General features: G+C 72.6%; 21 protein-coding genes and 1 pseudogene. 6 read left to right on the forward strand and 16 right to left on the reverse strand.

From position 1 onward, the window contains the following. Window positions 1-7: 7 nt before the first annotated feature. Window positions 8-1,660 carry an FAD-binding dehydrogenase gene (locus C0R66_RS10125; RefSeq protein ID WP_101524590.1) on the reverse strand — a complete coding sequence of 551 codons (1,653 nt, stop codon included), beginning with the start codon at window positions 1,658-1,660 and terminating at the stop codon, window positions 8-10. 75 nt (window positions 1,661-1,735) lie between these two features. Between C0R66_RS10125 and C0R66_RS10130 the strand changes: the two genes are divergently transcribed. The 6 genes from C0R66_RS10130 (at window position 1,736) to C0R66_RS10155 (ending at window position 8,216) form a co-directional block, all read left to right on the forward strand. Next, window positions 1,736-2,944 (forward strand): PucR family transcriptional regulator, encoded by a 1,209-nt coding sequence (locus tag C0R66_RS10130; RefSeq protein ID WP_101524591.1) that lies wholly within the window; start codon window positions 1,736-1,738, stop codon window positions 2,942-2,944. 40 nt (window positions 2,945-2,984) lie between these two features. Next, window positions 2,985-4,550: an ATP-dependent DNA ligase gene (locus C0R66_RS10135; protein ID WP_101524592.1), complete on the forward strand. Its 1,566-nt coding sequence runs from the start codon at window positions 2,985-2,987 to the stop codon at window positions 4,548-4,550. Between the two features lie 82 nt (window positions 4,551-4,632). Next, window positions 4,633-5,343, forward strand: a complete 711-nt coding sequence (locus C0R66_RS10140; RefSeq protein WP_101524593.1) for a TetR/AcrR family transcriptional regulator — start codon at window positions 4,633-4,635, stop codon at window positions 5,341-5,343. Window positions 5,344-5,471: 128 nt separating this feature from the next. Then, window positions 5,472-6,137 (forward strand): class I SAM-dependent methyltransferase, encoded by a 666-nt coding sequence (locus C0R66_RS10145; protein ID WP_101524594.1) that lies wholly within the window; start codon window positions 5,472-5,474, stop codon window positions 6,135-6,137. Next, window positions 6,092-6,520, forward strand: a complete 429-nt coding sequence (locus tag C0R66_RS10150; RefSeq protein ID WP_101524595.1) for a hypothetical protein — start codon at window positions 6,092-6,094, stop codon at window positions 6,518-6,520. Before C0R66_RS10145 ends, C0R66_RS10150 begins: the two co-directional genes overlap by 46 nt. Before the next feature lie 7 nt (window positions 6,521-6,527). Then, window positions 6,528-8,216, forward strand: coding sequence for a glycosyltransferase family 2 protein (locus C0R66_RS10155; protein ID WP_101524596.1), 1,689 nt, complete (start codon window positions 6,528-6,530; stop codon window positions 8,214-8,216). Window positions 8,217-8,285: 69 nt separating this feature from the next. Here the strand turns inward: C0R66_RS10155 and nusB are convergent, their stop codons facing one another. The 15 genes and pseudogenes from nusB to C0R66_RS10220 all read right to left on the reverse strand — a co-directional run bounded on the left by nusB (window position 8,286) and on the right by C0R66_RS10220 (window position 19,142). Continuing rightward, window positions 8,286-8,693, reverse strand: coding sequence for a transcription antitermination factor NusB (nusB, locus tag C0R66_RS10160; protein WP_101524597.1), 408 nt, complete (start codon window positions 8,691-8,693; stop codon window positions 8,286-8,288). A gap of 27 nt (window positions 8,694-8,720) precedes the next feature. Next, entirely contained in the window at window positions 8,721-9,284 is a 564-nt protein-coding gene (gene efp, locus C0R66_RS10165; RefSeq protein WP_101524598.1) for an elongation factor P, read from the reverse strand. Between the two features lie 47 nt (window positions 9,285-9,331). Next, entirely contained in the window at window positions 9,332-9,799 is a 468-nt protein-coding gene (locus C0R66_RS10170) for a type II 3-dehydroquinate dehydratase (RefSeq protein ID WP_101524599.1), read from the reverse strand. Beyond that, a complete protein-coding gene (locus C0R66_RS19965; protein ID WP_422385592.1) occupies window positions 9,796-10,353 on the reverse strand; it encodes a 3-dehydroquinate synthase family protein in 558 nt (185 codons plus the stop codon). The genes C0R66_RS10170 and C0R66_RS19965 overlap by 4 nt, the downstream gene beginning before the upstream one ends. Window positions 10,354-10,439: 86 nt before the next feature. After that, window positions 10,440-10,946, reverse strand: a pseudogene (locus tag C0R66_RS19970) (3-dehydroquinate synthase); the annotation flags it as partial. Next, on the reverse strand, window positions 10,943-11,461 hold the full coding sequence (locus C0R66_RS10180) for a shikimate kinase (RefSeq protein ID WP_240311692.1): 519 nt from the start codon (window positions 11,459-11,461) through the stop codon (window positions 10,943-10,945). The pseudogene C0R66_RS19970 and the gene C0R66_RS10180, both read right to left, overlap by 4 nt. Beyond that, a complete protein-coding gene (aroC, locus tag C0R66_RS10185; protein ID WP_101524600.1) occupies window positions 11,458-12,636 on the reverse strand; it encodes a chorismate synthase in 1,179 nt (392 codons plus the stop codon). Before aroC ends, C0R66_RS10180 begins: the two co-directional genes overlap by 4 nt. A gap of 35 nt (window positions 12,637-12,671) precedes the next feature. Further along, entirely contained in the window at window positions 12,672-13,493 is an 822-nt protein-coding gene (locus tag C0R66_RS10190; RefSeq protein ID WP_101524601.1) for a prepilin peptidase, read from the reverse strand. Further along, window positions 13,490-13,957: a hypothetical protein gene (locus C0R66_RS19480; RefSeq protein ID WP_241901410.1), complete on the reverse strand. Its 468-nt coding sequence runs from the start codon at window positions 13,955-13,957 to the stop codon at window positions 13,490-13,492. The genes C0R66_RS10190 and C0R66_RS19480 overlap by 4 nt, the downstream gene beginning before the upstream one ends. After that, a complete protein-coding gene (locus tag C0R66_RS19485) occupies window positions 13,921-14,322 on the reverse strand; it encodes a shikimate dehydrogenase family protein (RefSeq protein ID WP_241901411.1) in 402 nt (133 codons plus the stop codon). The genes C0R66_RS19480 and C0R66_RS19485 overlap by 37 nt, the downstream gene beginning before the upstream one ends. A 2-nt stretch (window positions 14,323-14,324) precedes the next feature. Continuing rightward, window positions 14,325-15,482, reverse strand: a complete 1,158-nt coding sequence (mltG, locus tag C0R66_RS10200) for an endolytic transglycosylase MltG (RefSeq protein WP_101524602.1) — start codon at window positions 15,480-15,482, stop codon at window positions 14,325-14,327. Further along, window positions 15,475-15,936, reverse strand: a complete 462-nt coding sequence (ruvX, locus tag C0R66_RS10205; protein ID WP_101526181.1) for a Holliday junction resolvase RuvX — start codon at window positions 15,934-15,936, stop codon at window positions 15,475-15,477. The genes mltG and ruvX overlap by 8 nt, the downstream gene beginning before the upstream one ends. Before the next feature lies 1 nt (window position 15,937). Beyond that, the gene (alaS, locus tag C0R66_RS10210; RefSeq protein ID WP_101524603.1) at window positions 15,938-18,658 is read right to left on the reverse strand and encodes an alanine--tRNA ligase; all 2,721 of its coding nucleotides are present in this window, start codon (window positions 18,656-18,658) and stop codon (window positions 15,938-15,940) included. Continuing rightward, window positions 18,658-18,954, reverse strand: a complete 297-nt coding sequence (locus C0R66_RS10215) for a DUF6167 family protein (RefSeq protein ID WP_101524604.1) — start codon at window positions 18,952-18,954, stop codon at window positions 18,658-18,660. Before C0R66_RS10215 ends, alaS begins: the two co-directional genes overlap by 1 nt. Then, entirely contained in the window at window positions 18,951-19,142 is a 192-nt protein-coding gene (locus tag C0R66_RS10220; protein WP_101524605.1) for a hypothetical protein, read from the reverse strand. Before C0R66_RS10220 ends, C0R66_RS10215 begins: the two co-directional genes overlap by 4 nt. Between the last annotated feature and the right edge of the window lie 147 nt (window positions 19,143-19,289).

A 19,289-nucleotide genomic window follows, 5' to 3' on the forward strand; every position in this document is an offset into this window, starting at 1 on the left:
GCCTGTCTCAGCTCACGGCCGCCGCGGCGGCGCGGCCGGCGGCCCGGCCGGAGAACAGGCAGCCACCGAGGAACGTGCCCTCGAGGGCGTTGTAGCCCATCATCCCGCCGCCACCGAAGCCGCTGACCTCGCCTGCGGCGTACAGCCCGGGAAGCGGCTCCCCCGTGCTGGTCAGGCACCTCCCCTGGAGGTCGGTCTCCAGACCGCCCAGCGTCTTGCGCGTGAGGATGTTGAGCCGGACGGCGATCAGCGGACCGTTCCTGGGGTCGAGGAACTTGTGCGGGGCGGCGGTGCGCACGATCTTGTCGCCGCGGTGCTGGCGGTGGGAGCGGAGGAAGGTGACCTGGGTGTCCTTACCGTAGGGGTTGTCCAGCTGACGGTCCCGCGCCTCCATCAGCCGGCGCAGGTCCGACTCGTCGATCGTGGCGTCGGTGCCGACCTTGTTCATCCCAGCGACCAGGTCGGTCAGGTTGTCGGCCACCACGAAGTCCTCGCCGTGGTCCACGAACGCCTGGACGGGGCCAGGCGCTCCCTTGCCGGTGACCCGGGAGAGCAGCAGCCGGACGTCCTTGCCGGTCAGGTCGGGGTTCTGCTCGGAGCCCGAGAGCGCGAACTCCTTCTCGATCACCTTCTGGGTCAGCACGAACCACGAGTAGTCGTAGCCGGTGGAGCGCAGGTGCGCCAAGGTGCCGAGCGTGTCGAAGCCGGGGAGGTACGGCGCGGGCAGGCGGCGTCCGGTGGCGTCGAGCCAGAGCGAGGAGGGCCCGGGCAGGATCCGGATCCCGTGGTTCTCCCAGATCGGGTCCCAGTTGCGGATGCCCTCCACGTAGTGCCACATCCGGTCGGGGTTGATCAGGTTGGCGCCGGCAGTGGTGGAGATCCCCACCATCCGGCCGTCGACGTGGGCCGGCACCCCGGCGACCATGGTGCGCGGCGGCTCGCCGAGCCGGGCCGGCCATGCCTTGCGGACCAGGTCGTGGTCGCCGCCGATCCCGCCCGAGGAGACGATGACGGCCTGCGCGGAGAGCTCGAAGTCGCCCACCTCGTCGCGGTTGGTGGCACGTCCCCGCTCCTCGGCACTCGGTGCCAGCACCCGGCCCCGGACCCCGGTCACCACCCCCTGGTCCAGCACGAGCTCGTCGACCCGGTGCCGGAAGGCGAAGGTGATGAGCCCGGTCTCGACGTGCTGCCGGACCCGGCGCTCGAAGGGCGCGACCACGCCGGGGCCGGTGCCCCAAGTCAGGTGGAAGCGCGGGACCGAGTTGCCGTGCCCGTCGGCGGTGCCGTCGCCGCGCTCCGCCCAGCCCACCACGGGGAAGACCCGGTGGCCCATCCCGCGCAGCCAGGAGCGCTTCTCCCCCGCGGCGAAGTCGACGTACGCCTCCGCCCAGGCCCGGGGCCACCGGTCCTCCTCGCGGTCGAACTGGGCGCTGCCCAGCCAGTCCGCGAGCGCGAGCTCGTGGGAGTCCTTGATGCCCATCAGTCGCTGCTCGGGGGTGTCGACCAGGAACAGGCCGCCGAGGCTCCAGTGCGCCTGTCCCCCCAGGGACTGCTCACCCTCCTGGTCGAGCACGATGACCTGCCTGCCGGCGTCGGCGGCCTCTGCGGCCGCCACGAGACCAGCCAGGCCGTGGCCCACGACGATGATGTCTGCATCCATGCCCGCGATGCTCCGATCCGGGCCGCGCGGACGTCAAGGCGTCGCTCACTCCCTGCGCGGCTAGGTTGTCACCCCATGAGTGTCCATCACCCGAGCGCCGACGCGGGGCGCCGCGAGATCCGGGACGAGCTGCTCGCCGACCTGGAGGGCGTCACGACGAGCATCGTCGAGGCGGTCACCGCCGAGATCCCGGCGTACACCGTGCTGGCGCCGGCACAGCTGGAGGAGGTCGGCGCGATCGCGGCCTGGGGCACCGCGCGGGTGCTGGACGCCTGGGTGGAGGGCACGAGCCTGGACGAGGCGGACCTGCAGCGGTTCCGCGGCATCGGGGCCGCCCGCGCCCTCGACGGGCGTCCGCTGCCGGTGGTGCTGCGGGCCTATCGGGTGGCGGGCAGCTCGGTGACCGACCTGGTGGCGGCCCGGGCCCTGGACCGGCTCTCCGTCGCCGACGCCCTCGCCCTGGCCCGGCTGTGGATGGCGAGCATCGACGCGCTCTCCGAGGCGCTGTACGCCGGGCACGCGGCCGCGACGGTCCGGATCAGCGACGACCGGGAGCTCGCCCTGGGCGACCTGCTGGCCGACCTCGTGGCAGGACGCCACGCGACCAGGTCCGCCATCGCCGACCGCAGCCGCCAGCTGGGCGTGCGGCTGCCGGAGCACCCCCTCGTCCTGGTCGCCACGGGAGGCTCGCTGGCCGAGGCGGGAGAGGCGGCGTGGGCCTCCTGCCTGGCACAGGCCTGCACCACGCAGCCGTCCTCGGCGCCCGCTCCCCCGTCCGGTCTGGGCCGACTGACCCGGGTCCAGGACGGCCTGGGCCTCGCCGTGCTGCCCCAGGTGCCGCGCGGGGCGCTGGCCGCAGCGCTGCGCGCACGCGGGTGGTCGGCGGTGGCCCTGGGCGGGCACGGGATCGACGACCTCCCACGCGCCTTCCGGCTGGCCGAGCACGCCCTGACCCACGCGCCGGCCCGTGCCTTCGAAGCCCGCGACCTGCTCGACGACGCCGACGCAGCGGCGCTCGCCCTCGCCTCGGGCCACCGCGACGCCGACGCCGCGCGGCTGCACCGTTTGGTCCTGGGACCCCTGGGCCGGCACCCGGTGCTGCTGCACAGCCTCGACGTCTACCTGGCCACCGGCTCCGCGTCCGACGCGGCCACCTCGGCCGGCTGCCATCCGCAGACGATGCGGCAGCGCCTCCGCAGGATCGGCGAGCTCACCGGACGCGACCCGCGCCGAGGCTGGGACCGCTTCGTGCTGGAGCTCGCCAGGCTGTCGCAGCGCGACTGAGCGGGCACGCGGCTTCCCCGGGCAGGCCAGAATGAGGACCGTGCTGCTGCAAGAGATCGTCGAGGCGTCCGGGGCCGTGGCCGCCACCCGCTCGCGCAAGGCCAAGGTCGAGGTGCTGGCGCGCACCCTCGGCCAGGCCCACCCCGAGCACGTGGAGGTGGTCGCCGCCTACCTGTCCGGGACGCTGCTGCAGCGACGCACCGGCCTGGGCTGGCGCTCGCTGGGCGCCCTCCCCTCCCCTGCGGTCGAGCCCACGCTGGACGTGGCCGAGGTGAACCGCGCCTTCCAAGAGATCGCCGACCTCTCCGGCCCTGGCTCGCAAGGCGCCCGGGCCGCCGCGGTGGCCCAGCTGTTCTCCCGGGCCACCGATCCTGAGCAGCAGTGGCTGCGCGCCGTGGCGCTCGGCGAGGTCCGTCAGGGCGCGCTGGACTCCCTGCTCCAGGAGGCGGTCGCCGCCGCCGCCGGACTGCCGGTCGCGGCGGTCCGCCGGGCCGCCATGCTCTCGGGATCCACCATCGCCGTGGTCGCCCTGGCGCTGCGCGACGGCCTGGCGGCCCTGGAGTCGGTCGGCCTCGCCGTGGGCTCGCCGATCCTGCCGATGCTCGCCTCCAGCGCCCCCGACGTCGCGGCCGCACTGGAGCGCATCGGCGGCCGCGTGGTGCCGGCTGCGGAAGAGGTGCCGGAGGGGGTGGTGGAGCCGGGGCGGACGCCGGTCGCGGTGGACGCCAAGCTCGACGGGATCCGCATCCAGGTGCACCGGGCCGAGGACGAGGTCAGGATCTTCACCCGGTCCCTGGAGGAGATCACCGCGCGCCTGCCGGAGGTGGTGGCAGCGGTTCGGGCGCTCCCGGCCAGCCGGCTGGTGCTGGACGGCGAGGCCCTGCTGGTCGACGGCGACGGACGACCCCGCGCCTTCCAGGAGACGGCCTCCAGGGTGGCTACGGCCGGTGGCGAGCTGCACGTGACGTCGTACTTCTTCGACCTGCTGCACCTGGACGGGGAGGATCTGCTGGACCGGCCCGCACACGTCCGGTGGGCGCGACTGGAGGCACTGGTGCCGGAGTCCCAGCGGGTCGCGCGGCTGGTCACCGGCGACCCGGCGGCCGCCGCCGGGTTCCTGGCGAGGGTGCTCGAGGCCGGCCACGAGGGCGTCGTGGTCAAGGACCTGGCCGCGGCGTACGACGCGGGGCGCCGCGGCGCCGCCTGGGTGAAGGTGAAGCCGGTGCACACCCTGGACCTGGTGGTGCTGGCGGTGGAGTGGGGCTCGGGCCGGCGCCAGGGACTGCTCTCCAACATCCACCTGGGCGCCCGGGACCCGGCCACCGGCGACTTCGTGATGCTCGGCAAGACGTTCAAGGGGATGACCGACGAGGTGCTCACCTGGCAGACCGAGCGCTTCCTGGAGCTCGAGACCCGCCGGGAGGGACACGTCGTGCACGTGCGGCCGGAGCAGGTGGTGGAGATCGCCCTCGACGGCCTCCAGCGCTCCTCGCGCTACCCGGGGGGCGTCGCTCTCCGCTTCGCCCGCGTGGTGCGCTACCGCGACGACAAGTCCGCGGCCGAGGCCGACACCCTGGAGACGGTGCTGGCGATCAGCGGCGGCTGAGGGGCCGCCCGAGCTCGGCTGGAACGGACCGTCAAACCGAGCCCGGCGCCCCGCCGAGACGATTCTGCCTAGACTGCGCCTCATGGACGACTCGCGTGCGGCGCGCCCGCGCCCCGACGGACGACGTACCGCTGCTGCGGCACGGCGTCGGGCGCGCACCCAGGAGATCCTGGCCGCGACCCGCGCGCTCTTCGACGAGCGTGGTGTCCGCGACGCCCAGATCGAGGACATCGCCAAGGCGGTGGGCATCAACCGCGCCATCGTCTACCGCCACTTCAGCGGCAAGGAGGAGCTCTTCGCCCTCACCCTGGTGGGCTACCTCGACGACCTCAGGGCCGCGCTGCAGCAGGCCGCGGACGGAGCCTTGTCCGCCCCCTCCCGGCTGGGTGCGCTGGTGGGCACGTTCGCCGACTACGGCATCGCGCACCCGGCGTTCGTCGACTGCGCCCAGTCGCTGATGCGGCGCACCGGTCCCGAGCTCCTCGACGAGGTGAGCGAGGACGCGGCGCTGCGTCTGGGCCGGGCCATCTCGGGCTGCCTGGTGCTCCTGACCGACGCCCTGGACGCCGGCGTGGCGGCGGGCGAGTTCGTGGTCGCCGAGCCCCGGGTGCTGGCCAACGCCCTGTACGCCAGCGGGCTCGGCGCCCTGCAGCTCGCGCGCGTCGGCATCCTGGTCAGCGAGGTCAGCCCCGGGACGCCGGCGATCACCGAGATCTCGGCCCAGCAGGTCAAGGACTATCTCGTCAGCTCAGCGCTCGCCCTGGTCACCCGCGGCGCTTCCGGCAGGCGCTGACACCCTCTGGAGCGCGCGGTACGGCGCCATGATCGGCGATGCTGCATGAGGTAAGGTGCCGAGCGCATGCAAGGCAGCGATCGGGGCGGGGCTCTGCGCTGGGGGCCGATAAGTAGGGACGTGTCGCAATGTCGTCGCAGGATGTAACGCCAGTCACCGGCGGGACCGCGCCGAGCGACTACGCCGAGTCCTACTACGCCCGCGTGCTGAACGGCGCCGAAGGCGAGTACACCTGGGACAACCCCTCCTGGCGCGAGCACAGCCGGAGCCTGGCCGACCGGCTCATCGCCCTCGCCAACCCCAAGACGACCCTCGACGTCGGCTGCGCCAAGGGCCTGCTGGTCCAGGCGCTGGCCGAGAAGGGGGTCGATGCCCGCGGCATCGACATCTCCGAGCACGCCCTTGCCGGCGCGCACCCCGAGGTGCGTCCCCGGCTCGACCTCTCCTCGGCCGCGCGCCCGCTGGAGGGTCGCTTCGACCTGATCACCTGCCTCGAGGTCGTGGAGCACCTGGATCCTCGCGCGGCCAGGGCCAGCATCGACGCCATGTGCGCGGCGACCGACCGGGTCCTGTTCTCCTCCACCCCACACCAGTCCCCGAGGCCACCCACGTCAACGTGCGTCCCACCTCGGAGTGGGCAGCCGCGTTCGCCGAGCGTGGGTTCTACCGACGCGCCGACGTCAACCTGGACTTCCTCACCCCATGGGCGGTGCTGTTCGAGCGCTCGGAGCTCCAACCGCGCGACATCGTGCACCGTTACGAGTCCAGCCTGGTCCACCTCGCCGGCGAGCTGAGCCAGAAGCGTCAGGGCCTGGTGGCCCTGCAGCGTGAGCTCGACGCGCTGCACCACCCCGACCCGCAGGCGCAGGAGCGGGAGGAGGCCACGGCCCAGCACGTCGCGAACCTCGAGCTGCACCTGGAGAGCGCCCGCCACGACGTGCTCACCACCCGCGACCACATCATCGGCCTGGAGGCAGAGGCGGTGCGCCTCCAGGCGACCGTGAACCGGCTCAACGTGCGCATCAAGGCCCAGCAGGAGCGCGTGCAGAAGCTGCGCGACCGGCTGCGCGGCCAGCAGAAGCGGCTGACCCGCACCGAGGAGAGGCTGAAGAGCCTCAAGGCCTCCCGTGCCTACCGCGTCGGCAGGCTGCTCACCGGCTCGAAGTCCGAGCTCTGAGGCAGGCATGACAGCCCCGCTCTTCTCGATCGTCACGCCCGTCTACGCCCCTCCGCTCGACGTCCTGGCCGACACGGTCGCCTCGGTGCTCGCCCAGGAGTGCCAGGACTGGGAGTGGATCCTGGTCGACGACTGCTCCCCCGACCCGGGGGTGCTGGCCCTGCTGCGCGAGCACGCCGGCCGCGACCCGCGGATCAAGGTGGTGGCGCGGGAGACCAACGGCCACATCGTCAAGGCCTCCAACGACGGCATCGACGTGGCCACGGGCGAGTTCGTGGTGCTGCTGGACCACGACGACCTGCTGACCCCGGACGCGCTGGCCCGCAACGCGGCCGCGATCGAGGCCGAGGACGACGTCGACTACCTGTACTCCGACGAGGACAAGGTCGCGGCTGACGGCACCTTCTACGACGCCTTCCTCAAGCCCGACTGGTCGCCCGAGCGGCTCCGTGGCCAGATGTACACCAGCCACCTGTCTGTCATCCGGACCGAGCTGCTGCGCCGGGTGGGCGGCTTCCGTGAGGGCTACGACGGCTCCCAGGACCACGACCTGGTGCTGCGGGTCACCGAGCAGGCCCGCTCCATCGTGCACATCCCCGAGATCCTGTACCACTGGCGGGTGGTGCCCGGCTCGGCCGCGGCGGACGCCCACGCCAAGCCGTACGCCTGGATCGCCGGTCGCCAGGCCGTGCAGGACCACATGGACCGCCTCGGCCTGGCCGCGGACGTGGACTTCGGCCCCCACCCGGGCATGTACCGCCTGGAGCGTCGGCTGGACCCCGCGCTCAAGGTCAGCCTGATCATCCCCACCATCGGCAAGGGCAGCATGATCTGGGGCCTGCACCAGGTCTTCGTGGTGGAGGCCGTGCGCACGGTGATGGCCAAGACCCGGCACCAGAACTTCGAGATCGTGGTGGTCTACGACCCGCCCACTCCGCAGGCCGTGCTCGACGAGCTGGCCGACCTCGCCGGCGACCGGCTCGTGCTGGTGGAGTTCGACGAGCCGTTCAACTACAGCCGCAAGATGAACATCGGCGCCCTGCGCGCCAGCGGCGACAGGTTCGTGCTGCTCAACGACGACGTCTCGATCCGCTCCGAGAGCTGGCTGGAGGACCTGGTCGGTCCCCTCGACGAGCCCGACGTGGGCATGACCGGGGCCAAGCTCTACTTCAGCAGCGACACCATCCAGCACGCCGGGCACGCCTACAACCGGGGCCACTACAAGCACCCGTACATGGGCGCGCCGGGGAGCTCGCCGGGGCACTTCGGCGATCTCGTGGTGAACCGCGAGACCAGCGGGGTCACTGCGGCCTGCGCCGCGATGCGTCGCGACACCTACTTCGAGGTCGGCGGGTTCACCGAGACCCTGCCGCTCAACTTCAACGACGTGGACCTGTGCTACAAGGTCCGCCACCACGGCCTGCGCATCGTCTGGGTCGCGACCTGCGAGCTGTTCCACTTCGAGTCCCGCACCCGCAAGCGGATCGTCGAGGCCTGGGAGAAGTCGCGCACCGTCTCACGCTGGGGTGTCCCGGCCAACGACCGCTACATGCGCGAGGCTCCGGGCCCGGCCAAGGACGGCGACGAGCAGCCGGGAACACGCGACCCTCGGTCCATGCCGGTGCACGCCGTGGCGCCCTCGACGGGCCGGCGGGTCCTGCGGCGGATCAAGCAAACCCTGACCGTCCAGGCCTGAGCAGCGGCCGCGGCCGCCGCTCACCTGCCCGGGCCGGGCGGGTCAGCCCAGCCGGTCAAGTCCAGCAGATCAGTCCAGGGTGTCCTTGTGCCGCATGATGTTGCCCAGGACGCCGTTGACGAACGTAGGCGAGTCATCGGTGGAGAGGTCGCGGACCAGCGCCAGCGACTCCGACACCGCGACGGCGTCCGGCACGTCGGAGACGTAGAGCATCTCGTAGAGCCCCAGCCGCAGCACGTTGCGGTCCACGGCCGGCATCCGGGCCAGCGTCCAGCCCTCGGAGTACGTCGACAGGATCTCGTCGATGCGGCTCCGGTGCTCCCACACCCCACGCACGAGCTCGCCGGTGTAGGCGTTGCTCGGGCCCTCGCCGTCAGCGAGCGCCCGGTCCAGGGCGTCCACCGGGCTCTCCGAGCGCATCTCGGAGGCGTAGAGGATGTCCAGTGCCCGCTTGCGGGCCTTGCTGCGCGCCGACACGGCCGCTCTCCTCGTCCTGCTCCGCCGTCAGCCCTTGACGCGGCCGAGGTAGGAGGAGTCGCGGGTGTCGACCTTGACCTTCTCGCCCGAGGTGATGAACAGGGGCACCGCGATGGTGTGCCCGGTCTCCAGGGTGGCCGGCTTGGTGCCACCGGTGGAGCGGTCGCCCTGCAGGCCCGGCTCCGTCTCGGCGATGAGCAGCTCCACCGAGGCCGGCAGCTCGATGTAGAGCACCCGGCCCTCGTTGGTCGCCACGATGGCGTCCTGGTTCTCCAGCATGAAGTTCTTGGCGTCGCCGACGACCTCCGGGGAGACCTCGAGCTGCTCGTAGGACTGGGTGTCCATGAACACGTAGGAGTTGCCGTCGTTGTAGAGGTACTGCATCGTCCGCTTGTCGACGTTCGCGGTCTCGACCTTGGTGCCGGCGTTGAAGGTCCGGTCGACGGTCTTGCCCGACTCGACGTTCTTCAGCTTGGTCCGCACGAAGGCGGGGCCCTTGCCGGGCTTGACGTGCTGGAACTCCACCACGGCCCAGAGCTGCCCGTCGATGTTGAGAACCATGCCGTTCTTCAGGTCATTCGTGGTTGCCATGCGCGCGTGTCAGCCTTCGTCGTCGAGGAGGGGAACAACCGGGGAGTCTATCGTCCGTGCCCGCTGGCGGCCGAAGTGGCGTGCTCGGCCAGCAGCTCCAGGGCGCGGCGGTAGCCCGCGACACCCAGGCCGACCACCGAGGCCATCGCGTGCGGCTCCACCAGCGAGGTGTGGCGGAACTGCTCGGGGCGCCGGGCCGGGTCGGAGATGTGCACCTCCACCAGCGGCGCCTCCAGCTGGGCGCAGGCGTCGAAGAGCGCGTAGGAGTAGTGGGTCCAGGCACCGGCGTTGAGCACCACCGGGACCCGCTCGTCGGCCGCGGCATTGAGCCAGTCGAGCATCTCGCCCTCGTGGTTGGTCTGCCGCACCTCGACGTCGAGCCCGAGCGCCGCGCCCCACTCGGCGCACAGTCCGACCAGTGCCTCGTGGCTGGTGTCGCCGTAGATCTCGGGCTGGCGGCGGCCCAGGCGTCCCAGGTTGGGCCCGTTGAGCACCAGCACCGGGTGTGCGCTCACGACTGCTGACCCTCGGCCGCCTGGAGCATCGCGTCGTAGGCGGCTCGGAGCTGGTCGTCGTCGGGTCCGGCGAGCACCCGCGGCACCGCCACGTCGTCGAGGACCAAGAAGCGCAGCTGCGAGCCGCGGGCCTTCTTGTCCACCGCCATCGCCTGCCGCAGCTCGGAGAACGGGGCGCCGTCCCAGGAGATCGGCAACCCCACCCGGGAGAAGTCCTCGCGGTGGCGCCGTACGACGTCGGCCGACAGGGTGCCCGCCAGGTGAGAGAGCTCGGCCGCGAAGACGCATCCGATGGCGACAGCCTCGCCGTGGCGCACCGTGTAGCCCGAGCACCGCTCGATCGCGTGGGCCAGCGTGTGACCGTAGTTGAGCACCTCCCGGCCGGGGTGTCCCCCGGAGCCGCCGGTCTCCTTGAGGTCGCCCACGACGACGTCGATCTTGACCGCGATGGCCCGCTCGACCAGCTCACGCAGCTCGGCCGAGTGCGGGTCAGGGCGTCCGGGTCGACCCGCTCGACGAGGTCGAGGATCGCGGGGTCGGCGATGAAGCCGCACTTGACCACCTCGCCCAGACCGGAGACCAGCTCGGCGCGGGGCAGCGTGGTGAGCAGCTCCAGGTCGCACAGCACCCCGGCGGGCTCGTGGAAGGAGCCGACCAGGTTCTTGCCGGCGCCGGTGTTGATGCCGGTCTTCCCGCCCACCGCCGCGTCCACCATGCCCAGCACGGTGGTGGGCACGTGCACCACCCGGACGCCGCGCAGCCAGGTGGCGGCCACGAACCCGCCCAGGTCGGTGGTCGCTCCGCCACCGAGGGTGACCACGGCGTCGGACCGGGTGAACCCGGCCTCGCCGAGCGCCTCCCAGCAGTCGGCGGCCACCGCCGCGGTCTTGGTCTGCTCACCGTCCGGGAGACCCAGGGCGAGCACGTCGTAGTGCGGGGCGAGCGCGTCGGCCACGGGCTGGGCGAGGGCGCCGAGCTCGCCGGCGTACAGCAGGGCGACGCGCTGCACGGAGTCGCCGAGGATCCCGGGCAGCCGCGAGGCCAGACCGTGGCCGACCACCACGTCGTACGGCGACGCCCCGCCGACGTGCAGCACGGTGTCCTCGGCGGAGGTGGGGCGGCCGGTGGGCTGGTCAGCGGTGGTCACGACAGGGCCTCTCGGATCTCGGCGGCGACGTCGTCGGCGCTCTTGTCGTCGGTGTCGACGCTCACCGTGGCGACCGACTCGTAGATGGGGGTGCGCTCGTCGAGGAGCGCCTTGATGCGTGAGCGCACGTTGCCCAGCAGCAGCGGGCGCCCGGTGCCGAGGCCCACCCGCTTCACGGTCTCGGTCAGTCCCACCCGCAGGTAGGCGACGCGGTGACCGGCCAGGGCCTCACGGGTGCGGGGGTCCAGGACCGCGCCGCCACCCAGCGCCAGCACTCCGGTGTGGCTGGCCAGCGCGTCGGCGACCGCGGAGACCTCCAGGGCACGGAAGTGCTCCTCCCCCGACTCCACGAAGATGTCGGAGATGCTGCGTCCCTCGGCCGCCTCGATGTCCCGGTCGGTGTCGCGCACGTCGACCTCCCAGTGCTGGGCCAGCAGCTCAGCCACCGTCGACTTGCCGGCTCCCATCGGGCCCACCAGGACCACGCGGGGGCCGGAGAACGGCGCCTGGCTCATCTGAACCTCAGGGTGTCGAGGTAGCTCTCGGCGTTGCGCCGGGTCTCGCGCACCGAGTCGCCGCCGAACTTCTCCAGCACCGCGTCGGCCAGCACCAGCGCCACCATCGCCTCGGCCACGATGCCGGCGGCCGGCACGGCGCACACGTCGGAGCGCTGGTGGTGGGCCACGGCCGCCTCGCCGGTGCGCACGTCCACGGTGCGCAGCGCGCGCGGCACGGTGGCGATCGGCTTCATCGCGGCCCGCACCCGGAGGATCTCGCCGGTGGACATGCCACCCTCGGTGCCGCCGGAGCGTCCCGAGGTGCGGCGCAGGCCCTCGGGGGTCTGCACGATCTCGTCGTGGGCCAAGGAGCCCGGCGTGGCGGCCAGGTCGAACCCGTCGCCCACCTCGACCCCCTTGATGGCCTGGATCCCCATCAGGGCGCCGGCGAGCCTGGCGTCCAGGCGACGGTCCCAGTGCACGTGCGAGCCCAGGCCCGGCGGCAGCCCGTGAACGACGACCTCGACGACGCCGCCGAGGGTGTCCCCGTCCTTGTGCGCTTGGTCGATGGCGGAGACCATGGCGACCGAGGCGTCGGGGTCCAGGCAGCGGACCGGGTCCTCGTCCAGGCGCGCCAGGTCTGAAGGCTGCGGGATCGAGCCCGCCGGGGCGGCCACACCGCCGAGCTCGACGACGTGGGAGAGGACCTCCACGTCGACGGCCTGGCGCAGGAAGTTCATCGCCACTCGGCCCAGGGCCACCCGGGCCGCGGTCTCGCGCGCCGAGGCGCGCTCCAGGATCGGCCGGGACTCGTCGAAGTCGTACTTCTGCATGCCCACGAGGTCGGCGTGGCCCGGGCGGGGCCGGGTCAGGGCGGCGTTGCGGGCGAGCACGTCGAGCTCGGCGGGGTCCACGGGGTCCGCGGACATCACCTTCTCCCACTTGGGCCACTCGCTGTTGCCCACCTCGATGGCCACCGGGCCGCCGAGCGTCTCACCGTGCCGGACGCCGCCGAGCACGCGCACCGCGTCAGCCTCGAACTTCATCCGGGCGCCCCGGCCATAGCCGAGACGACGACGGGCAAGGGAGTCGGCGATGTCCTCGGTAGTGACCCGCACGCGGGCGGGCATACCTTCGAGGATCGCGACCAGAGAGGGACCGTGGGACTCGCCCGCAGTGAGCCAACGCAGCATGGGCGCAGTCTTTCACGCCACCTGCGCGGTCTCGCTCACGCTCCGCCCCCGGCGAGATGGGACCAGGTCCAGGGACCGACCAGGACGCCCAGGAACGCCCCGATCACCAGGAACGGACCGAAGGGCACGCCCTTGCGGTCCGCCAGGCGCAGCAGCGCCAGCAGTGCACCCCCGATCCCGCCCACCAGGAAGGCCGAGTAGAGGCCCGCGACCAGCTCGCCCCAGCCGAGATAGCCCAGGGCGATGCCGAGGACTCCCGACAGGCGCACGTCGCCGAACCCCAGGCCGCGGGGATGGATGAACCACAGCACGAAGAAGCAGGCCAGGGCGACGAGGCCACCGAGCCCGGCGCGCAGCAGGGCGTCGAGGTCCCCGGAGAGCACGCCGGCGGCCACCGCGAGCACCCCCAGGACCCAGTACGTACGACGGATCACCCAGGTGGGCAGGAGCCGGGTGCGCCAGTCCACCACGGCGAGGGCGATCAGCACCGGCGTCAACGGCAGCCACAGCAGCAGGGACCAGTCCCAGCCGAGCACGGCGCCGACCAGGGCGCCGGCGGCCACCGAGGCCACCGGGACGCCGACGCGGATCCCCCGGCCGGCAGCGATGTCGACGTAGAGCGCCTTCGGCGCAGCCTCCGCGACCGGCGCAGCCTCGTCGGCGGTCGCAAGCACCTCGGTCGGCGTCGCGCCCTCGCCCGTCGTCGCAACCTCGAGCGGCGTCGGGTCCTCGAGCGGCGTCGGGTCCTCGAGCGGCGTCGGATCCGGGGCAGGCTCCGGTACCCGGCGCACCACGAGTGGCATCAGCAGGCCGCCCGCTCCGGCGGCCAGGGCACCCAGGACAGCGGAACCGATCACCGAGCGCCACGCTCGCTGAGCGCCCTCTCCCCCGCCGCACGCATCACCGCGAGCGGCGCCGGAAGCCCGGTGAACAGGGTGAACTGCAGCGCAGCCTGGTGGACGAGCAGGTCTAGACCGGAGACGACCACGCCCTCGGCCGCGGCCGCCAGCGGTGTGGGCCACGGGTCGTAGAGGACGTCGAACAGGCACGGGGCCGCGGCGAGCGCCGAGACCAGGGCCGCGCCCTGGGCCACGGCCGGGATGGTGGAGACCACGATGTCGGCGGCTCCCAGCGCCGGCTCCGCCAGGGACTCGACCAGGGACTCGACCCGCACCTCGGGCCGCGACGGGTGGGCTGCCAGGGCGGCTCGGGTCTCCGCGGCGCGGTCCGCTGAGCGCACGAGCAGCGTGAACGAGGTGACGCCCAGCTCGCACAGCGCCAGCCCTACCGAGGTGGCGGTGGCTCCGCCCCCGAGCACCACCGCCGCACCCAGGGGTCGGTCGGTGCGTTCGCCGATCGCGGCGACCGCCCCGGGAGGTCGGTGTTGTGACCGTGCAGCCCATCGTCGAGCACCAGCGTGTTCACCGCGCCGCTCACCGTGGCGTGCGGCGTCACGTCGTCGACCAGCGTCATCGCCTCGCGCTTGAGCGGCATGGTCAGCGACAGGCCGCGCCAGGTGGGGTCAAGGCCGGCCAGGAACTCGGGGAGCCCGCCGGCGGGCACCCGGTGGGCGTCGTAGGTCCAGTCCAGCCCCACCGCGGCGTACCCCGCCCGGTGCAGCACCGGAGAGAGCGAGTGCTCGATGGGGTCGCCGAGGACCCCGCACCGACGGGTGGGCTCGGCCATGCTCAGCAGGCGTCCGAGGTCTCGCAGTAGGCCTGGTACTCGGCCTTGAACTCCAGGAACTCGCTGTAGTCCTCCGCGAACTTGGTCTCCCCGGTCGCCAGGTCGACGGTGACGTAGTAGTACCAGGGCCCGTCCGCGGGGTTCGCTGCGGCCTTGATGGCGTCGTCGCCGGGCGCCTCGATGGGCGTCGGCGGCAGCCCCGGGTAGAGCCGGGTGTTGTAGGGCGTGTCCACTGCGAGCTCGTCCGCGCTGAGTGCGGTGGTCCCGGACTTGCCGATTCCGTAGGCGTTGGCGGCGTCGATCTGCAGCAGGCCGTTGGTGCCGCCCTTGTCGCCAGGACCGTCGAGGCGGTTGTAGATCACCCGCGCCACCTTGGCCATGTCGTCTCCGCGCCCCTCGGCCTCGACCAGGGAGGCGATGACCATCAGCTCGGCCGGGGTCCGGCCCAGCGCCGCAGCCCTGCTCTCCAGGCCGGCCTCGTCGGCCGCCTGCCGCCACCTGGCCACCATCGCGGCGAGGATGTCGGCGGGCTTGTCCTTGGGGCCCAGCTCGTACGTCGCGGGGAACAGGTAGCCCTCCGGGTTTCCCTCGGCGTAGTCGGGGAGCCCCAGCGCCGCGGTGTCCGCGAGAGCCTTCTCGTAGCGCCCCCGGTTGAACTTGGTCTTCTCCACCAGGATGTCCACGATGTCGACGACGCGCAGGCCCTCGGGGATCGTCACCGTGTTGCGGACCTGGTTGGCGGGGTCCATCAGGATGTCGAGCGCGTCGACGGCGCGCATCTCCTTGGCGAGCTCGTAGGTGCCCGCCTGGATGGTGCTGGAGTTCGGGTCCGCGGAGGCGGCGTCGATGAAGGCCTGCACCGAGGCGACGACCTTCTCCTTCTTCAGGCCGCGGCCCATCGCGGCCACCGTGTCGCCCTGCTCGACCTGGAAGGTCACCGTGCCGGTGCCCGGACCGGGATAGTCCTCCACGGAGCCGAACTGGTCGGAGACGAAATCCACGCCCTTGGTGACCGCCACGTAGAAGCCGCCCGCCAGCACCGCAAGGGCGAGGAGCACGGCCAGGCACCCGGCCGGGCCACGGCGTTTCTTGCGCGCTCCGCCCACCGATCGCGGGGCCTCGTCCTGGGGGGGCAGGACGGGGCTCTCGTCCTCATGCATCGTTGACCTCGACGATCTCTCCGGGCGCGATACCGGAGCTTCGCTCCGTGTCCAGCGCGTGTTGCAGGATGACGACGGCTGCGGCCTGGTCGACCACCGCTCGTCGGTTGCTGCCCTTGCGCCCCCGGTCACGGAGCATCGCCTCTGCCGTGACCGTGGTCAAGCGCTCGTCGCAGAGTCTCACGACCACCGGGGCGACCTTGCGCGCCAGGCCGGCCGCGAACTCCCGGGCCTTCGCAGCCGCCGGTCCCTCCGCACCGGACAGCGAGCGCGGCAGGCCGACGACGATCTCGACGGCCTCCTCCTCAGCCACGATCCGGGCGATCCGGCGCAGGTCTCCGCGTCCGCGGGGCACGGTCTCCACCGGGGTGGCCAGGAACCCTGACGGGTCGCTGCGTGCCACCCCGATGCGCGCGTCACCGGGGTCGATGCCGAGCCGTACGCCGTGCCGCACGTCAGCGGCCAGCCAGGGCGCTGGCCACGGCGCCCGGGACTGCGGCGACGGCCGCGTCCACACCGGAGGCGTCGGTGCCGCCGCCCTGGGCGAGGTCGGGCTTGCCGCCGCCCTTGCCGCCCACCAGGGGGCCGACGGCGCGGACCAGGTCGTTGGCCGAGAGGCCCTGGGCCCGCGCGGCCTCGTTGGTCGCCGCCACGACCGAGACCTTGCCGCCGTCGACGCCGATCAGCACCACGACACCGGCCCGGGCCGGGTCAAGCCGGCCGCGGACGTCGGTGGCCAGGGTGCGCACGTCGCCGGAACCGGCACCGGGCAGCGCCTGGGCGACCACCGCCACGCCGGACACGTCGGTAGCGCCCTCCGCGATCGCCGTACCGCCGGCGAGCAGCTGGCCCAGGCGGACCTTGTCCAGCTCCTTCTCGGTGCTGCGGAGCCGCTCCACCATGTCCTGGACCCGCGACACCAGGTCGTCGGGCTGGGTCTTGAGCACCCCGGTGAGCTGCTGCACCACGTCACGCTCGCGCGCCAGGTAGGCGAAGCCCTCGATCCCGGTGAACGCCTCGATCCGCCGGTTGCCCGACCCGACCGAGGACTCCCCGGTCACCACCAGGGTGCCGATCTGGGAGGAGTGGTCGACGTGGGTGCCGCCGCACAGCTCGCGGGACCACGGTCCGCCGATCTCCACGACGCGGACCAGCTCGGCGTCGTAGGTCTCGCCGAAGAGCGCAATGGCGCCCCACTCCTTGGCCTCGGCCAAGGTCATGTACTGCGCCGCGACCGCGAGGTCCTGGCGCAGGGCCTGGTTGGAGACGGTCTCGATGTCGCGCACCTGCTCGGGCGAGAGGCCGGAGCCCCAGCCGAAGTCGAGACGGAGATAGCCGGGACGGTTGTAGGAGCCGGACTGCAGCGCCGAGGGGCCGAGCACCTCGCGCAGCGCGGCGTGCACCACGTGGGTCCCGGAGTGCGCCTGCCGCGCGCCCAGGCGCCACTGCGGGTCCACCTGGGCGTGCAGCACCTTGGTCGCTGCGTCCACTTCGCCCTCGAGCACCCGCACCTGGTGCACCACCAGCCCGCGCACCGGGCGCTGCACGTCGAGAACCTCCAGCACGCCGCCGGCGTACTCGATCCGCCCGGCGTCGGCCGCCTGGCCCCCGGACTCGGCGTAGAACGGGGTGCGGTCCAGGACGATCTCGCCCACCTCGCCGGCCTCGAGCCGGTCCACGGCGCGTCCCTCACGCAGCAGGGCCAGTGGCGCGGACTCGGTCTCCAGCCGCTCGTAGGCCAACCACTGTGTCGGTCCGTGCTCGTCGAGGATGGCGCGGTAGGCCGAGGTGTCGGCGTGCTGGCCCTTCTTGGCGCGAGCATCCGCCTTGGCCCGCTCCCGCTGCTCGGCCATCAGGCCACGGAAGCCGGCCTCGTCGACCGCCAGCCCCTGCTCGGCGGCCATCTCCAGGGTGAGGTCGATGGGGAACCCGTAGGTGTCGTGCAGTGCGAAGGCCTGGTCGCCGGGGAGCACCGCGGCGCCGCTGGTCTTGACCTCGTGCGCGGCCAGGTCAAAGATCTGGGTGCCCGCCTGGAGGGTCTTGCGGAAGGCCTCCTCCTCGGCGAAGGCCACCCGGGAGATCCGCTGCCAGTCCGAGTGCAGGTCGGCGTAGGTCTCGCCCATCTTGTCCCGGCTGACCGGGAACAGCTCGGGCAGTGCGGGGTCCTCGTAGCCCAGCAGTCGCATGGAGCGCACCGCGCGCCGCAGCAGCCGGCGCAGCACGTAGCCCCGGGCCTCGTTGCCGGCGGTGACCCCGTCACCGATCAGCATCATCGAGCTGCGGATGTGGTCTGCCACCACCCGGAACCGCACGTCGTCGACCGGGTCCGCCCCGTAGCGGCGACCGGTGAGCTCCTCGGCCCGCTGGATCACCGGGAACATGACGTCGATCTCGTACATGTTCTCCTTGCCCTGGAGCAGGAAGGCGACACGCTCCAGGCCCATGCCGGTGTCGATGTTGCGCTTGGGCAGGCTGCCGGCGACGTCGAAGTCCTCCTTGGACCGCACGGCGCTCAGCTCGTCCTGCATGAAGACCAGGTTCCAGATCTCCAGGTAGCGGTCCTCGAGCTTGGTGGGCATCTCGGTGCGGGTGGTGGTGCCGAACTCACCGTCGGGGCCGTAGGCCGGGCCGCGGTCGTAGAGGATCTCCGAGCACGGACCACCGGGACCGGGGACGCCCATCGACCAGTAGTTCTCCTTGCGCCCCAGCTTGACGATGCGCTCCTCGGGCAGGCCGGTGACCTTCATCCACAGCGCGAGCGCCTCGTCGTCGCCCTGCAGGATCGAGGGCCACAGGCGGCTCTCCTCCAGGCCGAACCCGCCGTCGGCCTGGCTCTTGGTGACCAGCTCCCAGGCCAGGGAGATGGCGCCCTCCTTGAAGTAGTCGCCGAAGGAGAAGTTGCCGCACATCTCGAAGAACGTCCCGTGCCGGGTGGTCTTGCCGACGTCCTCGATGTCCGGGGTGCGCACGCACTTCTGGATGCTGGTCGCGCGGGAGTACGGCGGCGTCTCCTGGCCCAGGAAGTACGGCTTGAAGGGCACCATGCCAGCGTTGACGAAGAGCAGGTTGGGGTCGTCCAGCAGCAGCGACGCCGACGGCACCGCGGTGTGCGGGCCGTAGGAGGACCCGGCCTCGAAGTGCGCGAGGAAGCGGCGGCGGATCTCGGCGGTGTCCATCAGTCAGTGTCTTTCGTGTGGTCGGGCGGAAGGTGCAGGCTGGGTGGCGTCCCGGGGGCGGACGCGGTGAGCTGTGGCGTGGAGTCGGGCACCAGGCCGAAGCGCTCGCGCAGCTGCGTCTCGCGCTCCTGCTGGCCGGCACGGACCTCCTCGCGGAACAGCCGGGCACCGGCTCCCACTCCGCGCATCCGGTCCCGGAGGCCGTCGACGCTCAGGCTCTCGGCGGCGCGACGGACCCGGGTGACGGCGTAGGCCCCGGCCCCCGCGCCGGCCACGAACCACAGGCTCCGGCTCATGCCACGTCTCCCGGCTCGCGCGCGTAGTACTGACGCAGGGCCTCCTTGACGTCGGCCTTGCGGCGTCGCCCGGCGCGCCGGGTCTCGCGGCGCACCTCGAACCGGATCCGGTTGCGCTGCTCCGGTGCCAGCGCCCGGCGTACGCCGTGGGCCAAGGAGGCCACCTTGACCACGCCCTCGCGCAGCACGATGTCGGCGAAGAGCCGTCCCTCGATCCGGGTCGGGACCGGTGCGGGCTCGGGGGCCCGGGAGCGCCCCCGACCTCGGTGATCACGAACTCGCGAGGCTGCTCGCCGGTCGGCGCGGCCGGGTCCGAGCGCTCCAGCAGCTCCAGC

Origin of the sequence: Nocardioides houyundeii, from assembly GCF_002865585.1 — a bacterium.
GTDB classification, from domain to species: domain Bacteria; phylum Actinomycetota; class Actinomycetes; order Propionibacteriales; family Nocardioidaceae; genus Nocardioides; species Nocardioides houyundeii.

Excerpts from the sequence above, each read along its gene's own strand:
- C0R66_RS10125 (WP_101524590.1), bottom strand. The coding sequence starts at position 1,660 with ATGGATGCAGACATCATCGTCGTGGGCCACGGCCTGGCTGGTCTCGTG.
- C0R66_RS10130 (WP_101524591.1), top strand. The coding sequence starts at position 1,736 with ATGAGTGTCCATCACCCGAGCGCCGACGCGGGGCGCCGCGAGATCCGG.
- C0R66_RS10140 (WP_101524593.1), top strand. The coding sequence starts at position 4,633 with ATGGACGACTCGCGTGCGGCGCGCCCGCGCCCCGACGGACGACGTACC.
- C0R66_RS10145 (WP_101524594.1), top strand. The coding sequence starts at position 5,472 with ATGTCGTCGCAGGATGTAACGCCAGTCACCGGCGGGACCGCGCCGAGC.
- C0R66_RS10155 (WP_101524596.1), top strand. The coding sequence starts at position 6,528 with ATGACAGCCCCGCTCTTCTCGATCGTCACGCCCGTCTACGCCCCTCCG.
- efp (WP_101524598.1), bottom strand. The coding sequence starts at position 9,284 with ATGGCAACCACGAATGACCTGAAGAACGGCATGGTTCTCAACATCGAC.
- C0R66_RS10180 (WP_240311692.1), bottom strand. The coding sequence starts at position 11,461 with ATGAGCCAGGCGCCGTTCTCCGGCCCCCGCGTGGTCCTGGTGGGCCCG.
- aroC (WP_101524600.1), bottom strand. The coding sequence starts at position 12,636 with ATGCTGCGTTGGCTCACTGCGGGCGAGTCCCACGGTCCCTCTCTGGTC.
- C0R66_RS19485 (WP_241901411.1), bottom strand. The coding sequence starts at position 14,322 with ATGGCCGAGCCCACCCGTCGGTGCGGGGTCCTCGGCGACCCCATCGAG.
- mltG (WP_101524602.1), bottom strand. The coding sequence starts at position 15,482 with ATGCATGAGGACGAGAGCCCCGTCCTGCCCCCCCAGGACGAGGCCCCG.
- alaS (WP_101524603.1), bottom strand. The coding sequence starts at position 18,658 with ATGGACACCGCCGAGATCCGCCGCCGCTTCCTCGCGCACTTCGAGGCC.
- C0R66_RS10215 (WP_101524604.1), bottom strand. The coding sequence starts at position 18,954 with ATGAGCCGGAGCCTGTGGTTCGTGGCCGGCGCGGGGGCCGGGGCCTAC.